Consider the following 18,356-nt stretch of genomic DNA (forward strand, 5'->3'; position numbering starts at 1 on the left):
TAGAGCAAATCATTAAAAATTAACCCAAACAATATAAAATGAAAAGAAAGATTCAATTTACAGTTTTTGTTTTGAGCATAGGTGTATTTCTAACAACACTGAACGCACAAAACAAATTAGCAAAAAAAGAAAATGTAAGTGAAACAAATCAAATAGAAGAAGCTAAAAAAAGTGTTGAATTTAGACCAGAATGGCCATCTATAGCAAAACATTCTGTACCAGAGTGGTTTAGAGATGCTAAGTTTGGGATTTTTACATGTATTGGACCTGCCACTGTGGCTACACAACATCAGACTACCGAGTGGTATGGTTGGGCAATGTACGATACTATTAGCGTTTCTTGGACAAATACACCTTTAGGTAAACACAAACCTTCTGGCGAATTTTTGAGACATAAACAACTTTTTGGAGGTGATCAAAATGTAGTAGGCTATAAAGATATTATAAAACAATTTCAACCTTCAAAATTTAACGCTGAAGAATGGGCGGATTTATTTCAAAAAGCGGGTGCTAAATTTATGGGGCCTATTGGAATTTTTCATGATAATTATTTGAATTGGGATTCAAACATTAGTCGTTGGAATAGCAAAAAAATGGCAGGAGTAGATATTGTGGGCGATTTAGAAAAAGCCATTCGAAAACGCGATATGAAATTCCTTATAACCTACCACCATGCCTTTACTTGGTATTGGTATTACAATTCATTTGCTTTTGACGGAGGAAAACCAGGTAATGAAGATTTATATGGAAAACCACATGCGTTCTCACCGCTTCCAGATAGTTTTGAGCCATATCCTGATGCTGACTTTGAAGAGCGTTGGTTTAAAATTTTAGAAGAATCAGCATTGAAATATAAGCCAGACCTTTTTTGGTTTGATATGGGTCTTGAACTTTTAAGTGATAATATTCGCAAAAAAGCATTTTCTCGGTTATTAAATTTAGCCAACGAAAACAAACAGGATATAGGGTTGGCTTATAAAATAAAATACGATGTATGTATTCCTCCAACAGCAGGTATTTTGGATTTTGAAAAAGGGCGCTCTACAGGATTACGACCAGATCCTTGGTTAAGTGACACTCCTTTAGGGGGGTGGTTTTATAATACAAGACCTTCGCGCTCTCCAAAAGCAATTGTTGAAATTCTAGTAGATGTTGTGAGTAAAAATGGTTGTTTATTGCTAGACGTAAGTCCAAAAGCAGATGGATCCATTCCTGAAGATCAAAAACAAACCTTATTGGGTATAGGAGAATGGTTAGACATGAATGGAGAAGCAATTTATAACACTCGCCCATGGGTAATTGCAGAAGAAGGTCCTACAAAATTATCGAAGGATGGACATTTTAATGAAAATTGGGAGGCTATTTATACTGAAAAAGACATTCGATTTACAAGAAGTAAGGATAACAATACACTTTATATAACCGTTTTAAATAAACCATCAACTGAAGAAGTGGTTGTTAAAGCTTTGTCAACTGTAAACCCTTATTTGGAACGAGAAATTGCTGCTGTATCTTTAATCGGATCCAAAAATTCTATTCATTGGAAACGTGATTTAGAGGGATTACATTTGACTTTTCCAAAAAATGCTCAAGGTAAATATGCTTGGTGTTATAAAGTTGAGTTGAAATAAAATACTAAAAAATATTGTAATATTTTTATTCTATAAAGCCTGTTTTGAGAAATTGTTTTTGATGATTTTTTTGGTTTTTTCAAGTCATTTTATCCAATAACCTCGTGAATAAAAATGTTTGCAGAAAAACTGCTATGTTATAACCACTATGAACCTCTAGTTTATAGTGGTTTTTTTGAGGAGCGTATTATCTAATTGCCTAATAAAATAAGACTAAGAATTATTAAATTGAACCTGTATTTCCGTTTAGAAAACAGCTGTTACTATTTTTTTGAGAAGGGCTTATTCTTCGGAATAGTCCCATTTATTTTGAATTGTACAATCTAAAAGTCCTTCATAAATCTGGAAAATACATTTATGTTAGAATAAAAAACATATGTTAGGAGGGCAGTATTGCTTTAAATCTATTTTTGAAGATGAATATGCAACCCAAATTTGAACTGTTTTATGATGAAGTAGTTTTATTTAAAACTTTTCTAAATAGCATTTTTTTGTTTTGAACTACGGTAAATCCCTAGAAAATGAATTATATGGATTTGTGAAAATTTTTCGATCCTGATCGACGGGGATATGAAGTTCAACTTTAATGATTCTAAATGTTGTCTTTTAAAATTATTAACTATTCTGAGAACTTGTTTTAAAAAGGAGCCAAATATAATTGGTGCAGTATAAAAGAAATAAAAACCGAACCTCTAATAATTAATTTTTAAATATGAAATATTCAAAGATTTTTAAAAGTATTGTATTTGCCGTTTTAATATTGGCCATTACAAATTCGTATGCACAGTTGCCGGAAATAGCGGGAAAGAAGTGGGAAAAGGTACAGGCGTTGAGTGATGAATTTAATGGTAAAAAAATTGATTCTAAAAAATGGAATATAGATCCACAGGGACATTACAAATTAGACTGGACGGGTCGTGCTCCTGGATTGTTTCAAAAAGAAAGTTTTGACATCAAAGATGGTTGTCTAACCATTGAAGTTGGAGAATTGCCTAAACCTGTTACAATTGGGAAATCGACCTATAAATACCATGGAGGTATTCTGCGATCCTACAAAAAAACATCTGTAGGGCATTATTATGAGTGCCGTATGAAAATGAACAAAACAGAAATGGGTGGTGGTTTTTGGTTGTGTCATAAAGGAACTTGTGAAAACAAACATGAAATCGATATTACGGAATCAGTAGGTGTTTTGACAGATCAAACTCATAAATGGGCCTTTGATTGGGACCAAATTATGCATTCTAATGCTATTCATAGAGAGTCTGCCTGTGTAAAACAAGTTAGAGATCAAAAGAAAATGGCTCCGCCAACTAAAAACCACGAACGTTTTTATACCTATGGATTCTACTGGAAAAGCCCAACAGAATTGTTGTTTTATCTAGATGGTGAATACGTTTACACTTTGAAACCACCTGTACCTTTTGATCAAGATTTGGTTTTACAATTTTCTATAGAAGCCTATGATTGGAACCCCATACCGGAGAAAGGAAGTAAAGTCGCTACAGGAAGCAAAGAAGAAAGAACAACTTTGATTGATTACATAAGAGTATATGAATTAAAAGATCGTTAATACTTGTACCGATTTTATTATAACCAAAATGGAACCAGATATTGAACCAAATAAATTCATCGAAGCCCATAAATAAGTATATAAAGTCAACGAAATAATCAATAATAATTGAAAATAATTTTAAGGGGATTTATATTGTGGGGTCAAAATTTTAATACTGGGTTTATTAGTTTGCATTCCTATGAATGCAAAAACCCATCTATGGTACAATAAAAAACATTTGTAAATACTATTCCTATTGTTTAATCTTAGTTTTGGTCTTATTATAAAGACTATAATTAATTGAAGTAATTCAAAATGAAACAACTCTTTTTATCCTTTTGTGCGGCAACATTGTTATGTTGTGGAGTAAGCAAAGCACAAGCACAAGATTTGAATTTTAATGATTCTTGGAGATTTTTCAATGCCGAAGCCAAGGGTGCTGAGCAAGTAAATTTCAATGACTCCAAGTGGCGTAATCTAAACTTACCTCATGATTGGGCTATCGAAGGTCCTTTTGACGAAAAATACAATGCGCGTTGTGGCGGTTTGCCTTTTCACGGAACAGGTTGGTATCGCAAATCATTCAAAATGGATAAAAGTGCTCAAGGCAAAGTCGTACGAATCGAGTTTGAAGGAGCGATGTATGATGCCTATGTTTGGGTCAACGGTCAATTGGTTGGGAATCGCCCTAATGGGTATATCGGTTTTGAATTTGATATAAGTAAATATTTAAAATACGATGGTTCAAATAATATAATTGCCGTTCGATTAAAACCAGAGGATTTATCTTCTCGTTGGTATCCGGGGGCAGGAATTTACCGTTCGGTTTGGTTAAAAATTGACGAGCCTGTACATGTAAAACAATGGGGAACATATATTACGACTCCAACAGTAACTAAGGAAAAAGCAACCATCCAAAACGAAACTACTGTAGAGAATAAAACCGAAAAGGCAGTTACTGTAAAAGTAAAACAGGAATACTTTTCGCCTGACGGAAAATCAGTGGCATCAGTTGAGGAAGATTTGAAAATTGCACCCAACTCCAAAGCGATTTCAGCATTGTACACAGTGATAAAAAATCCGCTACGTTGGGACACTAAAACACCGCATTTGTACAATGCTGTGACCACAATTTCCGAAAATGGAAAAGTATTGGATTCGTATAAAACTCGTTTTGGGTTGCGTACCATCGCTTTTACCAAAGATGGTTTTTTTCTGAATAATGAAAAAATACGTTTCAATGGTGTGTGTTTACACCACGACAATGGCGCTTTAGGTTCGGCAGTGTATAAAAGAGCTGATGAACGCAAATTGCAAATCATGAAAGACATGGGGACTAATGCGATTCGTACCAGTCATAATCCACCCTCAAGAGAATTTTTAGATTTATGTGATGAGTTAGGATTATTGGTTTTGGATGAATCTTTTGACATGTGGAAGATGCCTAAAGTGCCTAACGGCTATAGTGTGTTTTTTGACCAATGGGCAGAAAGAGACATCAAAGACATGTTGTACAGAGACCGTAACCACCCATCTATTATTATGTGGAGTACAGGAAACGAAATCCTAGAGCAAGGAGACAAAAAGAACGGTTGGAGAGTGGCAAAAATGCTCAATGATTATTGTAAAGAAGTAGATAGAACCAGACCCACTACGATGGGAATGAATAATTATTCAAACCCGTATGACAATAATTTCGCACAACAAGTAGATATTGCAGGGGTAAATTACAAACCGAGTAAATATGAGGAAATAAGAAGTAATTATCCTGAATTGCCTTTTTATGGTTCTGAAACTTCCAGTTGTACCAGTAGTCGCGGGGTCTATCATTTACCAATTGAAAAATACGAAACACATCCTTCATTGCATGTTACGAGTTATGATATCATCGGACCGCCATGGGCATACCCACCGGATATCGAATTTCATTTTCAGGAAAAAAGTCCATTTGTGATGGGAGAATTTATCTGGACTGGATTTGACTATTTAGGAGAACCTACTCCATACGGAGGAAAAGACAATTCGACTAATGGTTATTGGAACGGACATTGGCCTTCTAAGAGCTCTTATTTTGGAGCAGTGGATTTATGCGGTTTCCCTAAAGACCGATTCTTTTTGTACCAAAGTCATTGGACTACTAAACCGATGATTCACTTGTTGCCACATTGGAATTGGGAAGGAATGGAAGGAAAGGAGATTCCCGTTTATTGTTATACCAATGTTGATGAAGCGGAACTGTTTTTAAACGGTAAATCATTAGGACGAAAAGTGAAAGGGAAGGATTTAACCGAAATTAAAGTTGATTTTACTCGTTACGAACCCAAAACCTTTCAATCTAAATATAGATTATCTTGGAATGTTCCCTATCAACCCGGTACCTTAAAAGTGGTGGGTTACAAAGATGGTAAAAAGGTCAATGAAGAAATAATCAAAACAGCTGGAAAGCCAGCAAAAATCAGTTTGTCTGTTGATAGAAGTATAATTGACGCTAACGGACAAGACCTTGCTTATGTAACGGTGAAAATTTTAGACAAAAACGGCAATTTCTGTCCGTTGGCAGATAATCTAGTAACTTTTGATGTAAAAGGAGTAGGGGAAATCATAGGCGTTGATAACGGAAACCAAATCAGTTTGGAGTCTTTTCAGGGTAACCAAAGAAAAGCTTTTAACGGTATGTGTTTGGCTATTTTAAAATCATCTAAAAATGCTGGAAAAATTGCTTTAAAAGCCAATTCAAAATCATTAAAAAGCACGCAGATTGTAATTGAAACGAAGTAAGTTTTTATAAAATTCACAGTAAAAAAAATCACCAAAATAAGGATGCCACAAGTAGTTTTTGAACTATTTGTGGCTTTTCTTTTTTATTTCCAGATTGTCTTTATTATAAACTGCATTCAGGGTTCATGCCATTTTAATGGAATCCCTATGTCCTGTTGGGTGCTAAAATCCCTTTTTTTACCCTCCACCCCAATGAATCTTTGAAAAAAATCACAAAACAAAAATGACCGATTTTAGGACATTAAAATCAGCTATTTTCTATGCTTCACTCAAAAAAACACTTACTTCTGAATGTGGTCTCTTCAGGGGGGATAAACTAGAATTTCCTTTATTGGTCTCAGTTTCGGGTCTAAAACCCTGCAATTTATTGCAGTACTTAAGTAATGCGAAAAAGTATATTCTGATTTTTTCAGCATTGATAAATAGTTTTCAAAATTTAGAGATTTTCAGTCTCTCGTCAAACAAACCTCTGTACTGGAAGTGCAGAGTGGTTTAGTTAATGATGACTTCATCTATTTCCCAACTTCCTTTATCGGCTTCAAGCTGAAATGCCAATTGCATTAATAGTTCGTTTCTATTTTTGAATTTATTTAAATCAATAGTGTAGATTTTAAAAGAGGCATCTTTAGCCGCAATAGGAATTGTAATCCATTCTTGTTTGCTCCAATCCACCTGACCGGTCTCTGTTGACCAAAAATTTTTAGAATAATTACGTGTAAAAAGTGCCAATTTTAGTTCCTTAGCTTGGCTATTGTTTTTGATTTTTAAAGTGATTTTCGAACATAATTTGGTTTCTGTGTACAACCAGGGGGCACTTTGTACAACAGCATTTTTTGCGGTAATTGTCCCCATCAACTTGCCCTCTTTATACGAAATCAAAGTTCCTCCTAAGGCATTCCAGCCCATGGTACTGTTTTTAAATTCAAAAGGTCTTCCCGGTGCTGGATACATGCGGTCCTCTTTTGGGACGATAATGGTTTCGTCTTTATTAAAAAAGACAGGTTTTAAACTTGCTCCTCTATAGAAAGCACTGATGTCATGGTTTTCCTGTAGTACATACAACTGATTTTTCCATTCAAAAAAACTGGTATGTCCACCTTTTAAGAATGCACCCTTAAATTCATAAGGACCATACAAATTCTTTGACATAGCATATCTACTTCCAAAGACTAAATAATACCAACCATTGCGTTTGAATAAAGTTGATTTATCTTCAGTTTTCATACTTTGTCCCTTTTCATCGATAACGGTAATCGCTTTGGGTTCTGATGCCAAAGATTTCATATCCTTAGATAAAGTAGCCATATAATAGGTTCCTGCTCCAAAACAAATCGTATAGACATCGTTTTCGACAAAAACTTCCGGATCATAGGGATGCACAGGAACAATTCCTTCAGGCAATAATGGTTTGCCTAACAAGTCCTTGTATTCACCAGTAGCATTATCGGCAACCATAACACCGGTATTTTTATTTCTGTTGGAAAAAAACCAATAAAATTTCCCATCTCGTTCCGTTATATCTCCTGCCCAGCAATTGGGCTGATTGCCGATATAGGTTTGTGATGGATAAATATTACGATGGTGTTTCCAATTTTTTAAATCTGTGGAAGACCAAACTTCCCATCGGTCCATTCGAAAAGAACCTTTACCTTCCCAAGATTCATCATGACCACAAATAACATAAACAGTATCATTTTGTACCCAAGCATGCGGATCCGCCATTCCATGTTCAGGTGCAATTACGTCCACATAAAGTGCATGAGGATTTATCCCCCAACTGCTACGATTATCATCACTACCATGTTTCACTCCAATTTGTGCAAAAAGAGCATTGGAAATCAATCCAACTAAAAGCATTGTATTTATTTTAAAAAATCTCATTTTGTATGTGTTTAAATCTTTTTGAAGCATCAAACTTTATTATAGCAATATTATGACATTGAACGGAATTATCATTATACAGACTAACCGATAAGTAGAACGTATGATTTATTATTGAGAATAATGAGGTTTACATTAAGAATTTTAAACCAAAAATTCGCAAACTCAATTATTTTTCAATAATTCAATTTGCGAATTTAGGTTGCTTGATTCTGGGTCTCTATTTATCAATTACCGGATCTCTTTTTTCATCTGTACGGTGAACTGCATTTACCTCATAAATGGTCTTTAGCATCCACAAAGGGCGCTCTAAACCTGCTTCCCATTCAAACAAAGTTTTGTACATTTCACGTACTTTCTCTGGATATTTGACTGCCAAATCATTTTTCTCTCTAATATCTTCGGCAATATTATACAATTCAGCAGGTCTGTCAGGATAACGCAGCAATTTCCAATCGCCTTCACGTACGACCCCTCTGTTAGCAATTTTCCAGAACAGTCTTTTGTGTGGTGCTTCTGATTTTTTATGGGTTACAAATGGCATAAGATCAACACCATCTAAATCTTTGATAGCAGTAGCATTTCCTCCGGCTAGATTAATAAAAGTAGGGGCCATATCCAGCATGCTAATTGACTTATCATAAGTAGTTCCGGCCTTGATTATTGAAGGTAATTTCATGATAAAAGGCACTCGGATTCCGCCTTCCAGAAAAGTAGATTTACAACCACTCAAAGGGTAGTTTGAGGTTTCTGTACCGTCAGGACCTCCATTGTCATTGGCAAAGACAATTAATGTGTTTTTTTCTAAACCTAATTTTTTAAGTTTATCCAAAATTTGTCCACAGGCACGGTCTAGTGCCAAGGTCATTGCTGCCAATTGTTTTCGTTTACCGGTTAGGTGCTCAATTTTTGCCATATCTTCTTCAGTAGTATGCAATGGTGCATGCACAGCATTGAAGGAAACATACATGAAAAACGGATTTTTTTTGTTTCGATCCAAGAATTCACAAGCCTTATCTGCAAAATCATCGGTGATATACTTAGTGGGTTCTTTATAATTTCCAAAACCTTGTTCCAGTCTGTTTTCAGGTGTTAGTTTGGCTTCATTTTCAGTCAAGGGCCAAAAACTTCTGGCGCCTCCTCTAAAACCATAAAATTCATCGAAACCTCTTTTTAACGGATGGTATCTATCGTCATTACCTAAATGCCATTTCCCTAAAACAATTGATTTATATCCCAATGGTTGTAAGTAATCGGCAATTGTTTTGATATTGGTTGGTAAACCCATTTCGTCATCATTCAATCGAGAGGATTCACTCATATACCCTGGTACATTGTTCTCTTCAATTCCGTAGCGTTGCTGGTACATTCCTGTAAGCAATCCTGCTCTCGAAGGTCCACAAACTGAATCTGTGGTATAAGCTTCTTTGAAAATCATACCTTCCGAAGCCAGTTTGTCTAAATGGGGTGTTTTAAAATATTTACTTCCTTGGAAACCAAAATCATTATACCCAGCATCATCTGCGAAAAGGAAAATTATATTTGTTTTTTGAGCTGTTATTTTCATTGGCATAAAAGCCATCAAAAAAACAGCGGTAGTTAGGATTAATCTTTTAATAGGCATCTTTTTATTTTTTTATTTTTTAATTAATAATCAATTGCCACGATTTTGACCCCGTGGCAATTGATAATAAACAAATATAAATTAAGTTCATTCAGAATGGCATTTTTTTCACTAGACAAAAACTAGACAAAGAGTATTTCATCGCCTAAAATACTCTAAATAGAACTAAATTCTTTCATCTCAAACCATTAGATGTTAGGTTTTATAGTTTATTTAATTTCATTAACGGTAAAAAACACTTCTCTTCCTTTGTTCAAAATCAACTCTTTACCTTGGACATCAATAATCCCTTTTTGACGAATGTCTGTACAGGATGCACCTATTTTAAACTCATACTTTCCAGATTCGATAATCCATTTTTCTTCTTTGTATTGCACTAATTGTTGCGGCGAAACATTAAAAACTACTGTTTTTTCTTCACCAGCTTTCAACGACACTCTTTCGAATCCTTTAAGCTGAATGGGTTTCATGGTTGAGGTTTTATCTACAGGTGAAACATACAATTGAACAATTTCAGTTCCCTCTCTTTTTCCTGTATTCTTAATTTTTACCGAAACCGAAAAACGTTCGTCTGTAATGGCTGCGTTAGGCTGCATTTGTAAGTCTGAATAAACATAATTGGAATATGACAATCCGAAACCAAAAGGATATTGTACTAATGAACCATCAACGTATCCATTTTTGTAATTAATTTCTTCTTTGGAATCGGTTTTGGGATAAGTAACACATAATTTTGCTGAAGGATTTACATTTCCAACAATAATATCTGCCAAAGCATTTCCGCCTTCTTCACCTGGAAACCAAGCCTGAATAATCGCAGCACATTTACTTTCAAACTTACTTACCAATTGCTGACGACCACCAAACATTACTAAAATAACGGGTTTGCCTGTTGCAATCATTTTTTCGACAAAGGCTTCTTGATCACCAGGTAGCCTTATTCCGTTACGTTCTCTTCCTTCGCCACACAAGTATAAATTTTCGCCAACAGCCACCACAATAACATCGCTCTCTTTACCAATTTTTATGGCATTTTGCAAATCCGGCTGCGGCAATCCTTTGATAGCCATTAATTTTAGTTTGCTCAATCGGTCATCACCCAAACCGCTATTATCTACCTTAGTTTCAAGAGTAGCACTCCAATCACAACCTCTCTCGTGAAGAATTTTTACTTTATTTCCTAATTTGTTTTCTAAGCCTTCTTTTAAAGTCACCAATTTTGGGTTCAAAGGATCAAACTCAGTGCTATGCCAAAAAGAAATCATAGACTGATAGGTATAATCACCCAATAAACATTGCACTGTTGCCGCATTTGGGCCTACTAAGGCTATTTTTTTTACCTCTTTTTTTAAGGGTAATAGTCCGTTATTTTTTAAAAGAACAATGGACTGGGTAGCAGTTTCATAGGCTAATTGTCTAAATGCTGGTGGATCAAAATCTAATTTTCCTTCTTTGCCAATAATAGGGTTTTTATCTAACAAGCCTAGTTTTGCCTTCATTATTAGGGAACGCTTTACGGCTTGATTAATCGTTTCTATTGAAACTTCTCCTTTTTTCAAAGCTTCTGGCAAAAGCGGATAAGCAATAGGCGAGGACAATTCGATATCAACACCCGCATTGATTGCCATAGCGCCCGCTACCATTTCAGATGGCGCTTGTTTATAGCCTTTAAAAGTTTTAGAAACAGCAAAATAATCGCTCACAATCAATCCGTCAAAACCTATTTCCTTGCGTAACATTTGGTCAAGCATGGTAGGACTCGCAATTACTGGTAAAGCTCTGTATTTTCCATACGATGGCATCACACTTTTGGCTCCTGCAATTTTGATACAAGCTTCATGCGGCATTAAATATTCTTCGTATAATTCTTTTTCGCTATTATTAAATGTGCCGTAGCCTGCAAAATGTTTTACGGTGGCCGCCACTCCCGTTCTAAAATCTTCACCCTGCAAACCCTTTACGAAGGCTACTCCCATTTTTGAAGTCAAATACGCGTCTTCACCATAACTCTCCTCGAGTCGGTTCCAATGTGCGGTCCGACTTAAATCAAGCATTGGAGACAAAGCAAAAGTTGCCCCAGCGGCTCTCATGTTTTGAGCAGTAGAACGAGAATTGTTTTTCACTACTTCCGGATTCCAAGAACAACCTACACCAATTTGTTGCGGGAAAGTAGTGGCTCCTTGTGTGGCAAAACCAGTAATGGCCTCTTCGTGAAAAATAGCAGGGATTTTTAATTTGGTTTCCGTCATTAGAAAATGCTGGACCTCACGCACTAAATCTCTTAGTTTTTCTGGAGAAAGTTCAAGCCCCGATGAAAATTGGCAAAAATGGCCCACACCATTGGGGATATTTTGTCTGCATTTTTCTAAAGAGACCTTGCCATCAACCATAATCTCTTTTAAACGTGTACCCGTAATTTGAGCAATTTTTTCCTCCATAGTCATTGTAGCCATTATTTTTTCGACTTTGGCATCAATCTCTGGAGTTGAATAGCTTTCTACCTTTCTTACTTGTGCATTTATTATTGTTTGAAAGCAAAAAAGCATTACAATTACTAGGATTCTACTACTCATAATTTACTTTATTGGGGTGTATTTGTCTACTACGATTTTTTTGTATTGTTCAAATAATGTTTGAACTAACTTGGGATTAGAGGGAGCTTGATTTTTTTTCTGACTAATGTCTTTTTTCAAGTTGTACAATTGGAATTCAGTATCAATACCTAATTCGGTATGCGTTTGTTCATTCATAGCTTTTCCGTTATGAGGCGGAATCATAATCCAATCCCCAGTTCTGAAAGCGGTTTTAGAATTAGCTTCTATAACCAAGTTTTGACGTCCTTTGTTGTCTTTTCCTAAAAATGTATTGATTGTATTTTGACTATCTCCCAAATCAGTTTTTACCCCAAACATCGAAGCAAAAGAAGCCAGTAAATCCATTTGACAAACCAAAGCATCTGAAACTTTTGGCTTAATGGTGCCTTTCCAATATACCATAAAAGGAACACGCGTTCCTGCTTCAAACAAACTATATTTCCCACCTCTTAATTTACCTGCCGGAGTATGTTTTCCCAATTTTTCGACTGCATCATCGTGATATCCATCATCTAAAACCGGACCGTTATCACTAGAGAAAACAATTAGTGTGTTTTCTAAAATCCCTTCTTTTTTTAAGGTTTTCATAAATTCACCAATACACCAATCGGCTTCTAAAATAGCATCACCACGCGGTCCCATTCCTGACTTTCCTTCAAAACGAGGATGTGGTGTACGCGGTACATGAGGTTGTTGCAAGGCATAATACAAGAAAAAGGGTTTGTTTTTATGCTCTTTTACATAGTTTTGGGCTTTGATTAAAAAATGATCAGCCATGTCAGTATCTTTCCATTTGGCTGCTTCACCACCTTTCATATAACCAATTCTTGGAATTCCATTCACAATAGATTGATTATGACCATGACTCCATTTCATCGTAGTCAACTCAGGATTGTCTAATCCTGTAGGTTGTCCTTCAAAGTTCTTTTTATAACTTACAAAAATAGGGTCTTTAGGATCTAAATTATCTACACGACCATTATCAATGTAAACAGTAGGTACACGATCTTGTGTAGCTGCTAGAATATAGGATTCATCGAAGCCAACTTCATTTGCTCCTGGCTTAATTTGTTTGTTCCAGTCGGTTTCTCCCACACCTAAACCCAAATGCCATTTTCCTATTACAGCGGTTTGATAACCAGCTCGTTTTAGCATTTTAGGCAAGGTCTCTTGCTTTTCAGAAATAATTAATGGTGCCGAACCCGGTAAAATTTTAGCATCATCATTACGCCATGGATAAACTCCCGTTAATAAGCCATAACGACTTGGAGTACAAGTAGCCGAAGTAGCATACCCATTGGTGAATTTTATACCTCCATTCGCAAGGACATCTATATTTGGTGTTTTTAGTTCGGTTGCTCCATAGGAACTTAAATCGCCGTAACCCAAATCGTCCAGGTAAATAATAACAATATTGGGTTTTTTAGTATTCTTTTTTTGTGCCAATAGTGGGAAACTTATTAATCCCAATACTATAAGACATAGGGCTGCATTTTTTAATTTCATGATTTTATTTATTTGTTTTCTTTTTCTTTGAAGTTAAGTTTTTTGCTGTTTTAGTATCGTTAATATTAATAATTAATGTACTTGAGTCGATATCGGTAGGTTTTTCTACGTTTAATGGTCGGATTTTAGCCAATAGAGAATACCCCGCTTTAGCTTCCAGAATTTTATCCAGTTTTAATTCGTATTCTAAATTGGCATAACCTGCATAGGCAATGAATTTGGTTTCTACAATTTTTGTGCCGTTAGCATCCCAAAGTTTTAAATAAATCTCACGGTCTTCAAGGGCTTTGTATGCCAATGGGATTTTTAAAACAGTTGCTGACGACAAATCAATTGTAGCCGAATGAAACATAATGCTTTCGTCAAAAAGTTTAACCGTTGGATCATTCTTAGCTCCTGTATTAGCATCATTCACATCTACCAATTTGTACCCGCGTACCCAGTCATAATACACCACGTTTTTGGTTGGGTCGGCCAATTCGGCATCATTAGGCAATTCAATCCAAGGATAAGGGTAAGTCTCAGAAACCAAACGCATATGCATGGGTTGGTCAAATGGTTTTCCGCTTACTTTGTCGTAAAATTTTTGATGTTTTGGTTCGCTGTTATTGTAATAATAGCTAGCCGTTTGTTCGTCGCGCCACCAACCGCCATACACATGGAAACGGGCTGAGGAAACTTCCGGATTATTAAAATTGATGACTGCTGCCCGATAATCATGTTTTTCTTTATTACAATCGGTGTACCAATAATGCGAATTGGAGTGCATACCATAGGCGAAAAAATTTCCTTTAAAATCACCACCCCTTCCTATAGATTCATGAATGTCCCATTCTAAACTATAGTTATCACAATCTTTTTGCCCCTTATGGCCAGGACTTGAAAACCAGAAAGTGGCTGACATTGTAGTTGCGGCTGCTTTAATCCTTGATTCATAATAACCAAAAAGCACCGCTTTTTTTGAAACTACCGCTCCACCTGCAATGTTATATTTCAATTCTTTACCATAGGCTTTTATAATGGTATCTTTCTTCAGCTTTTCTCCTTTGATTTGAAGAAAGCCGTCTTTGACCGAAACCTGCGATGGTAAGAAGATACCCGGCTCTCTACCTTTCCAGGTTGGGTGATGATCATACCATTTGGTTGTATCCAATGCTCTTCCGTTGAACTCATCAGAAAAATCAGGATTTAACACCCATCTTTTCCCCAAAGGTGGTTCGGGTGGTCCTGATGAAACTGTCTGCGCTTGTGCAAAAAACAAATTCAATAAGGCAACTAATATCAGATTTTTTTTATTGGTTTTCATTTTTATAGAGTTACTTTTATTAGTTCTTTGTTTTTCTTTACTGCTTCTATTTCGTAGAAACGCTTGATATTTTTATCTTCACCTACTTCAATTGTATATTTCCCAGCTAGCATTACTTTCGGTTTGTATTCTGTCCCTTTAATTCTTAATGAAGAAACCACCTCGCTGGTATAATAATTCTTTACGGTTACCACCTGATCGGTTTGATTGATCTTTAAGGTGGGTAATTCAAAACCTTCCTTTATGTTAAAATTGTCTGCCTGTGAAAAAGTTACAGGCCAACCATTGAAAGGCTTACTCCCGGCTGCAAACATATCTACGTTGCGTTCCCAACATTCAAAAGTTGTTTCTCGCTTTTCTTTATTGAATTTAATTATCCCATATCCGGCAGCTCTTCCACTTAGTAAATCTTCCCTAGGCGTATTGTCTTTGTGAGTAGGATTGGCAACAGCATGAACAGTGATTTTGTTATGAAAAGCATCTTTATATTCTCCTGTATATTCAGGCATTCCTTTGATGTGATTCTTCCCCGGTTTTTCCGGATTCCACCAGCGCATCCAAAAATTGGCTGCCGCAGGAACTGCAAAAGAATAGCCTGCATTGTCCCATTCTTCAATACCATGATGCACCACAGAACCTAAATGTTGGTCTCCTGCAATCATGCATGAAAAACTTTTTCTGATGACACTCAAGGCTTTGTTTCTGCCTGATTGCGGCCAACCGTTAGAGTCGGTACTGTATCTTTGCTTTTGATTAATGGTTGGGCTATGCGTTGATAAATTGGTAAAAATAGTTTGAGATAATACTGCTTTCATCTCGGCGTCTTGCCATTTTGTAGTCCAGTCTTCCAAGAAGTCGATTTGTCTTTGTCCTAACAAGGAAGCTCCAGGAACATCCATTTCTCTGGTATCGGCATAACCTTTTCTCTCCAAAACTCTTTTTGGACCCGACTTGAATTTTCGGTCTTCTATAATAGCAAAACTGATTCCGCCCCAGGTTAAATCGGTATAATAAACCCCAATTCCCTGTTCAATAGGTGTTGGGTCATACGGATCCGGTAAGTGACTGGTTTGTGCTTTTTCTACCTCTTTGATATAAGAAACCGGCATATAATAACCTCCTTCGTCACCGTCTCTACTTTCAATTTTTTTTCCGCCATTACCCCACAAATTACCTTGACCTATGTCGTGGTCATCCGGCAAACAGATGGTTGGGGTATTGCGAATCACATCTCCAAAAGACTCGCCAAATTTTAACCAATATTTATAATGTTCACTGTGATCGTACACCTGATCTCCTGAAAAAAATAAAACATCCGGTTTCAATTTTTTCAAATTATTTACGATATCAGTAGCAGGAATTTGTCCTCCATGTCTTTCGTAAAGCGACCAACAAGAAAAAGCTGCCATGGTGATTTCCTTTTTGTGAATCGGATTTTTCTGGATGATTCCGTCATAAAACGCTTTATTGTTATGCGCTACACGGTATTCTTTTTCTTGGGTATCATCCCATTTTTCTATTCTGAAATGAGCGGTATAGCTTGGATATTCTATCTCAGCTGTCTGTACGGTTTCCCAATCATTTCCTTTTTTAATTTGCAATAAAGCTCTGAAAGGTTCATAATCTTTTATGGGATAAAATTGCGCAGTCAATTTTAACGTTTTATCATGAACGGTATAAAGTGCAAAGCAAATGCGATCATTCGGAGTTTGATTTCTGGTAATTTCTAATACATTCTTTTTTTGTGCAAAAGAAAAATAACTGAGAAATACAAGAATAATTAAGAGTCCTTTTTTCATATATTTTTTTATTTTACAATTGTTTAAGCCCTTTAATAATCAATATAGCATCAGCTTCATTTCGCCAAGGTCGCCAATCCCAAAAACCATATTTATGTTCAAACAGCACCTTTTTTTCTTCTGTAAATGCTCCTGTTAGTGTATTAAACCATTGCCAAGTAGCCTTTTCGTAATTATATTCATTTTCCAGATACTGCTTCATATCATCTGAATGTACTTCTTTAGGAAGGTATTGCATTACAACACCCTCTTTAGCATTTGCTAACACATAGGATCTAGTCATCTTTTTAGAATCTGGGACAAAGTTTTCAAAATTTACTTTATCAAACAGATTCCGCATATACTTGAAATAATCAAACCTCGGTTTAATTACAGCTTCAGGTTGTTCAAAAGGGTTGTGAATAATGGCATTCCAAGCCGCTGCCTGCCAATAGTAAGTTGTATAAACTCCAGCAAAAAGACACAGATAATTTCTTCGTAAGCATGCTTCTGCATTTGAGAATCCACCAGGAAAAATGTTGTACGGAGATTCTTCATACCCACCATGCTCGATATTAAAAACAGGCTTATCAGGAAAAAGCTTGTACACATTGAGCATACTTTCATGTAGTGACAATTTCCAATCTTGGGTAGAAATAAAGTCAACCTCATTTTTATGATTTTTACAAAAACCAAAATCGTGAACAGATACCAAACGGTCAAATGCGTCTAAATTTCTTGTACGACTGATACGTTCTTCAATGTGCTGGACTACGTTTTTATTTTGCTCCAATGCGATTTTATTAGTAGCTTCTTTGGATACATCCCAAATAACATTTGGAAAGGCTTGGTATCTTTTTATGACATAATTATAATACCTATTGTCAGCATCAGATCCTGCTTTTGGCCATGCTACCCGTTTATTCCACACATAAATCATCAAATGGCTTACAATTTCTTGGTCATGCATGGCTGCAATAACTTTATCAAAATGCTTAAAAAAGTCAATATTTAAGGCACTGTAATCTGGGTTTGAATTGGAACCTAAAAAGGGGAAGATATCTTCACGAGCACCATAATTATGTTGAGGGTTTGTTTTTAATTTTTCATCCTTCACCCAATCTAAATCTAGGTCATAGGCATACACATTCATCACAATCTGATTGAATCTGTTTTCGGCAATTGTCGAAAGTAATTGTTTAGTTTTAGGTATTTCTTTTTGACCATAATCCAAGGCAAACAACCAATCGCATTCAAAGGCTAGATTGAAATAATGAGAACCGTCTTCGTAGAAAAAATGTTGAGGATTATCCTTGTGCAAAACAATTCCTCCGTGGCGGTCTACTTTTTTATTGGGTTGAATGGTAAATTTCCCTTTTTTACCATTTAGTTCTTTTATATCTGATTGGATTACAAAGTTTTTATTCCCCACAGTCGAACTCGAAAATCGGAATACCCAATCGTTGTTTCCGTTATAAAACAAAGGGATTTTTTGGGTTTCATTATTTCCTTTTACCAATGCAAATACTTCTTTCTCAAGCGGCTTTTCAATCTTTTGACTACTATGATATACCAAATCACTAACCTCCCATTGAACCGTAGCAATAGTTTGATTCGATTTTGGCTTGTTCCAAACCTTGGTTTGGGCATAATTTAATCGAATTGTAAATACAAAAAGAAGTAAGCAAAGTTTGGTATTCATA

The 18,356-nt window shown here is 35.9% G+C and carries 10 protein-coding genes; 3 read left to right on the forward strand and 7 right to left on the reverse strand.

The annotated features are described in order from the left end of the window. The first annotated feature begins 38 nt into the window (after nucleotides 1-38). The 3 genes from ACSV4D_RS08610 (at nucleotide 39) to galB (ending at nucleotide 5,964) form a co-directional block, all read left to right on the forward strand. Complete coding sequence (locus ACSV4D_RS08610; protein WP_439227906.1) at nucleotides 39-1,631, forward strand: alpha-L-fucosidase; 1,593 nt, start codon at nucleotides 39-41, stop codon at nucleotides 1,629-1,631. Between the two features lie 712 nt (nucleotides 1,632-2,343). Beyond that, nucleotides 2,344-3,204, forward strand: a complete 861-nt coding sequence (locus tag ACSV4D_RS08615) for a glycosyl hydrolase (RefSeq protein ID WP_439227907.1) — start codon at nucleotides 2,344-2,346, stop codon at nucleotides 3,202-3,204. A gap of 297 nt (nucleotides 3,205-3,501) precedes the next feature. Next, entirely contained in the window at nucleotides 3,502-5,964 is a 2,463-nt protein-coding gene (galB, locus tag ACSV4D_RS08620; protein WP_439227908.1) for a beta-galactosidase GalB, read from the forward strand. Between the two features lie 492 nt (nucleotides 5,965-6,456). Here galB and ACSV4D_RS08625 read toward each other — a convergent pair whose 3' ends face one another. From ACSV4D_RS08625 to ACSV4D_RS08655, 7 genes are all read right to left on the reverse strand, one after another. Beyond that, nucleotides 6,457-7,845: a family 43 glycosylhydrolase gene (locus ACSV4D_RS08625; protein ID WP_439227909.1), complete on the reverse strand. Its 1,389-nt coding sequence runs from the start codon at nucleotides 7,843-7,845 to the stop codon at nucleotides 6,457-6,459. 220 nt (nucleotides 7,846-8,065) lie between these two features. Beyond that, complete coding sequence (locus tag ACSV4D_RS08630) at nucleotides 8,066-9,469, reverse strand: sulfatase-like hydrolase/transferase (RefSeq protein ID WP_439227910.1); 1,404 nt, start codon at nucleotides 9,467-9,469, stop codon at nucleotides 8,066-8,068. Between the two features lie 209 nt (nucleotides 9,470-9,678). Then, a complete protein-coding gene (locus tag ACSV4D_RS08635) occupies nucleotides 9,679-12,042 on the reverse strand; it encodes a glycoside hydrolase family 3 N-terminal domain-containing protein (RefSeq protein WP_439227911.1) in 2,364 nt (787 codons plus the stop codon). A gap of 3 nt (nucleotides 12,043-12,045) precedes the next feature. Beyond that, nucleotides 12,046-13,569, reverse strand: a complete 1,524-nt coding sequence (locus ACSV4D_RS08640; protein ID WP_439227912.1) for a sulfatase family protein — start codon at nucleotides 13,567-13,569, stop codon at nucleotides 12,046-12,048. Between the two features lie 4 nt (nucleotides 13,570-13,573). Continuing rightward, the gene (locus ACSV4D_RS08645; protein ID WP_439227914.1) at nucleotides 13,574-14,875 is read right to left on the reverse strand and encodes a beta-porphyranase D; all 1,302 of its coding nucleotides are present in this window, start codon (nucleotides 14,873-14,875) and stop codon (nucleotides 13,574-13,576) included. Between the two features lie 2 nt (nucleotides 14,876-14,877). Then, complete coding sequence (locus ACSV4D_RS08650) at nucleotides 14,878-16,674, reverse strand: alkaline phosphatase D family protein (RefSeq protein ID WP_439227915.1); 1,797 nt, start codon at nucleotides 16,672-16,674, stop codon at nucleotides 14,878-14,880. A 13-nt stretch (nucleotides 16,675-16,687) separates the two neighbouring features. Further along, nucleotides 16,688-18,355 carry an apiosidase-like domain-containing protein gene (locus tag ACSV4D_RS08655; protein WP_439227916.1) on the reverse strand — a complete coding sequence of 556 codons (1,668 nt, stop codon included), beginning with the start codon at nucleotides 18,353-18,355 and terminating at the stop codon, nucleotides 16,688-16,690. Nucleotide 18,356: the final 1 nt, after the last annotated feature.

The organism is Flavobacterium sp. ARAG 55.4, from assembly GCF_051846875.1.
Taxonomy (GTDB): domain Bacteria; phylum Bacteroidota; class Bacteroidia; order Flavobacteriales; family Flavobacteriaceae; genus Flavobacterium; species Flavobacterium plantiphilum.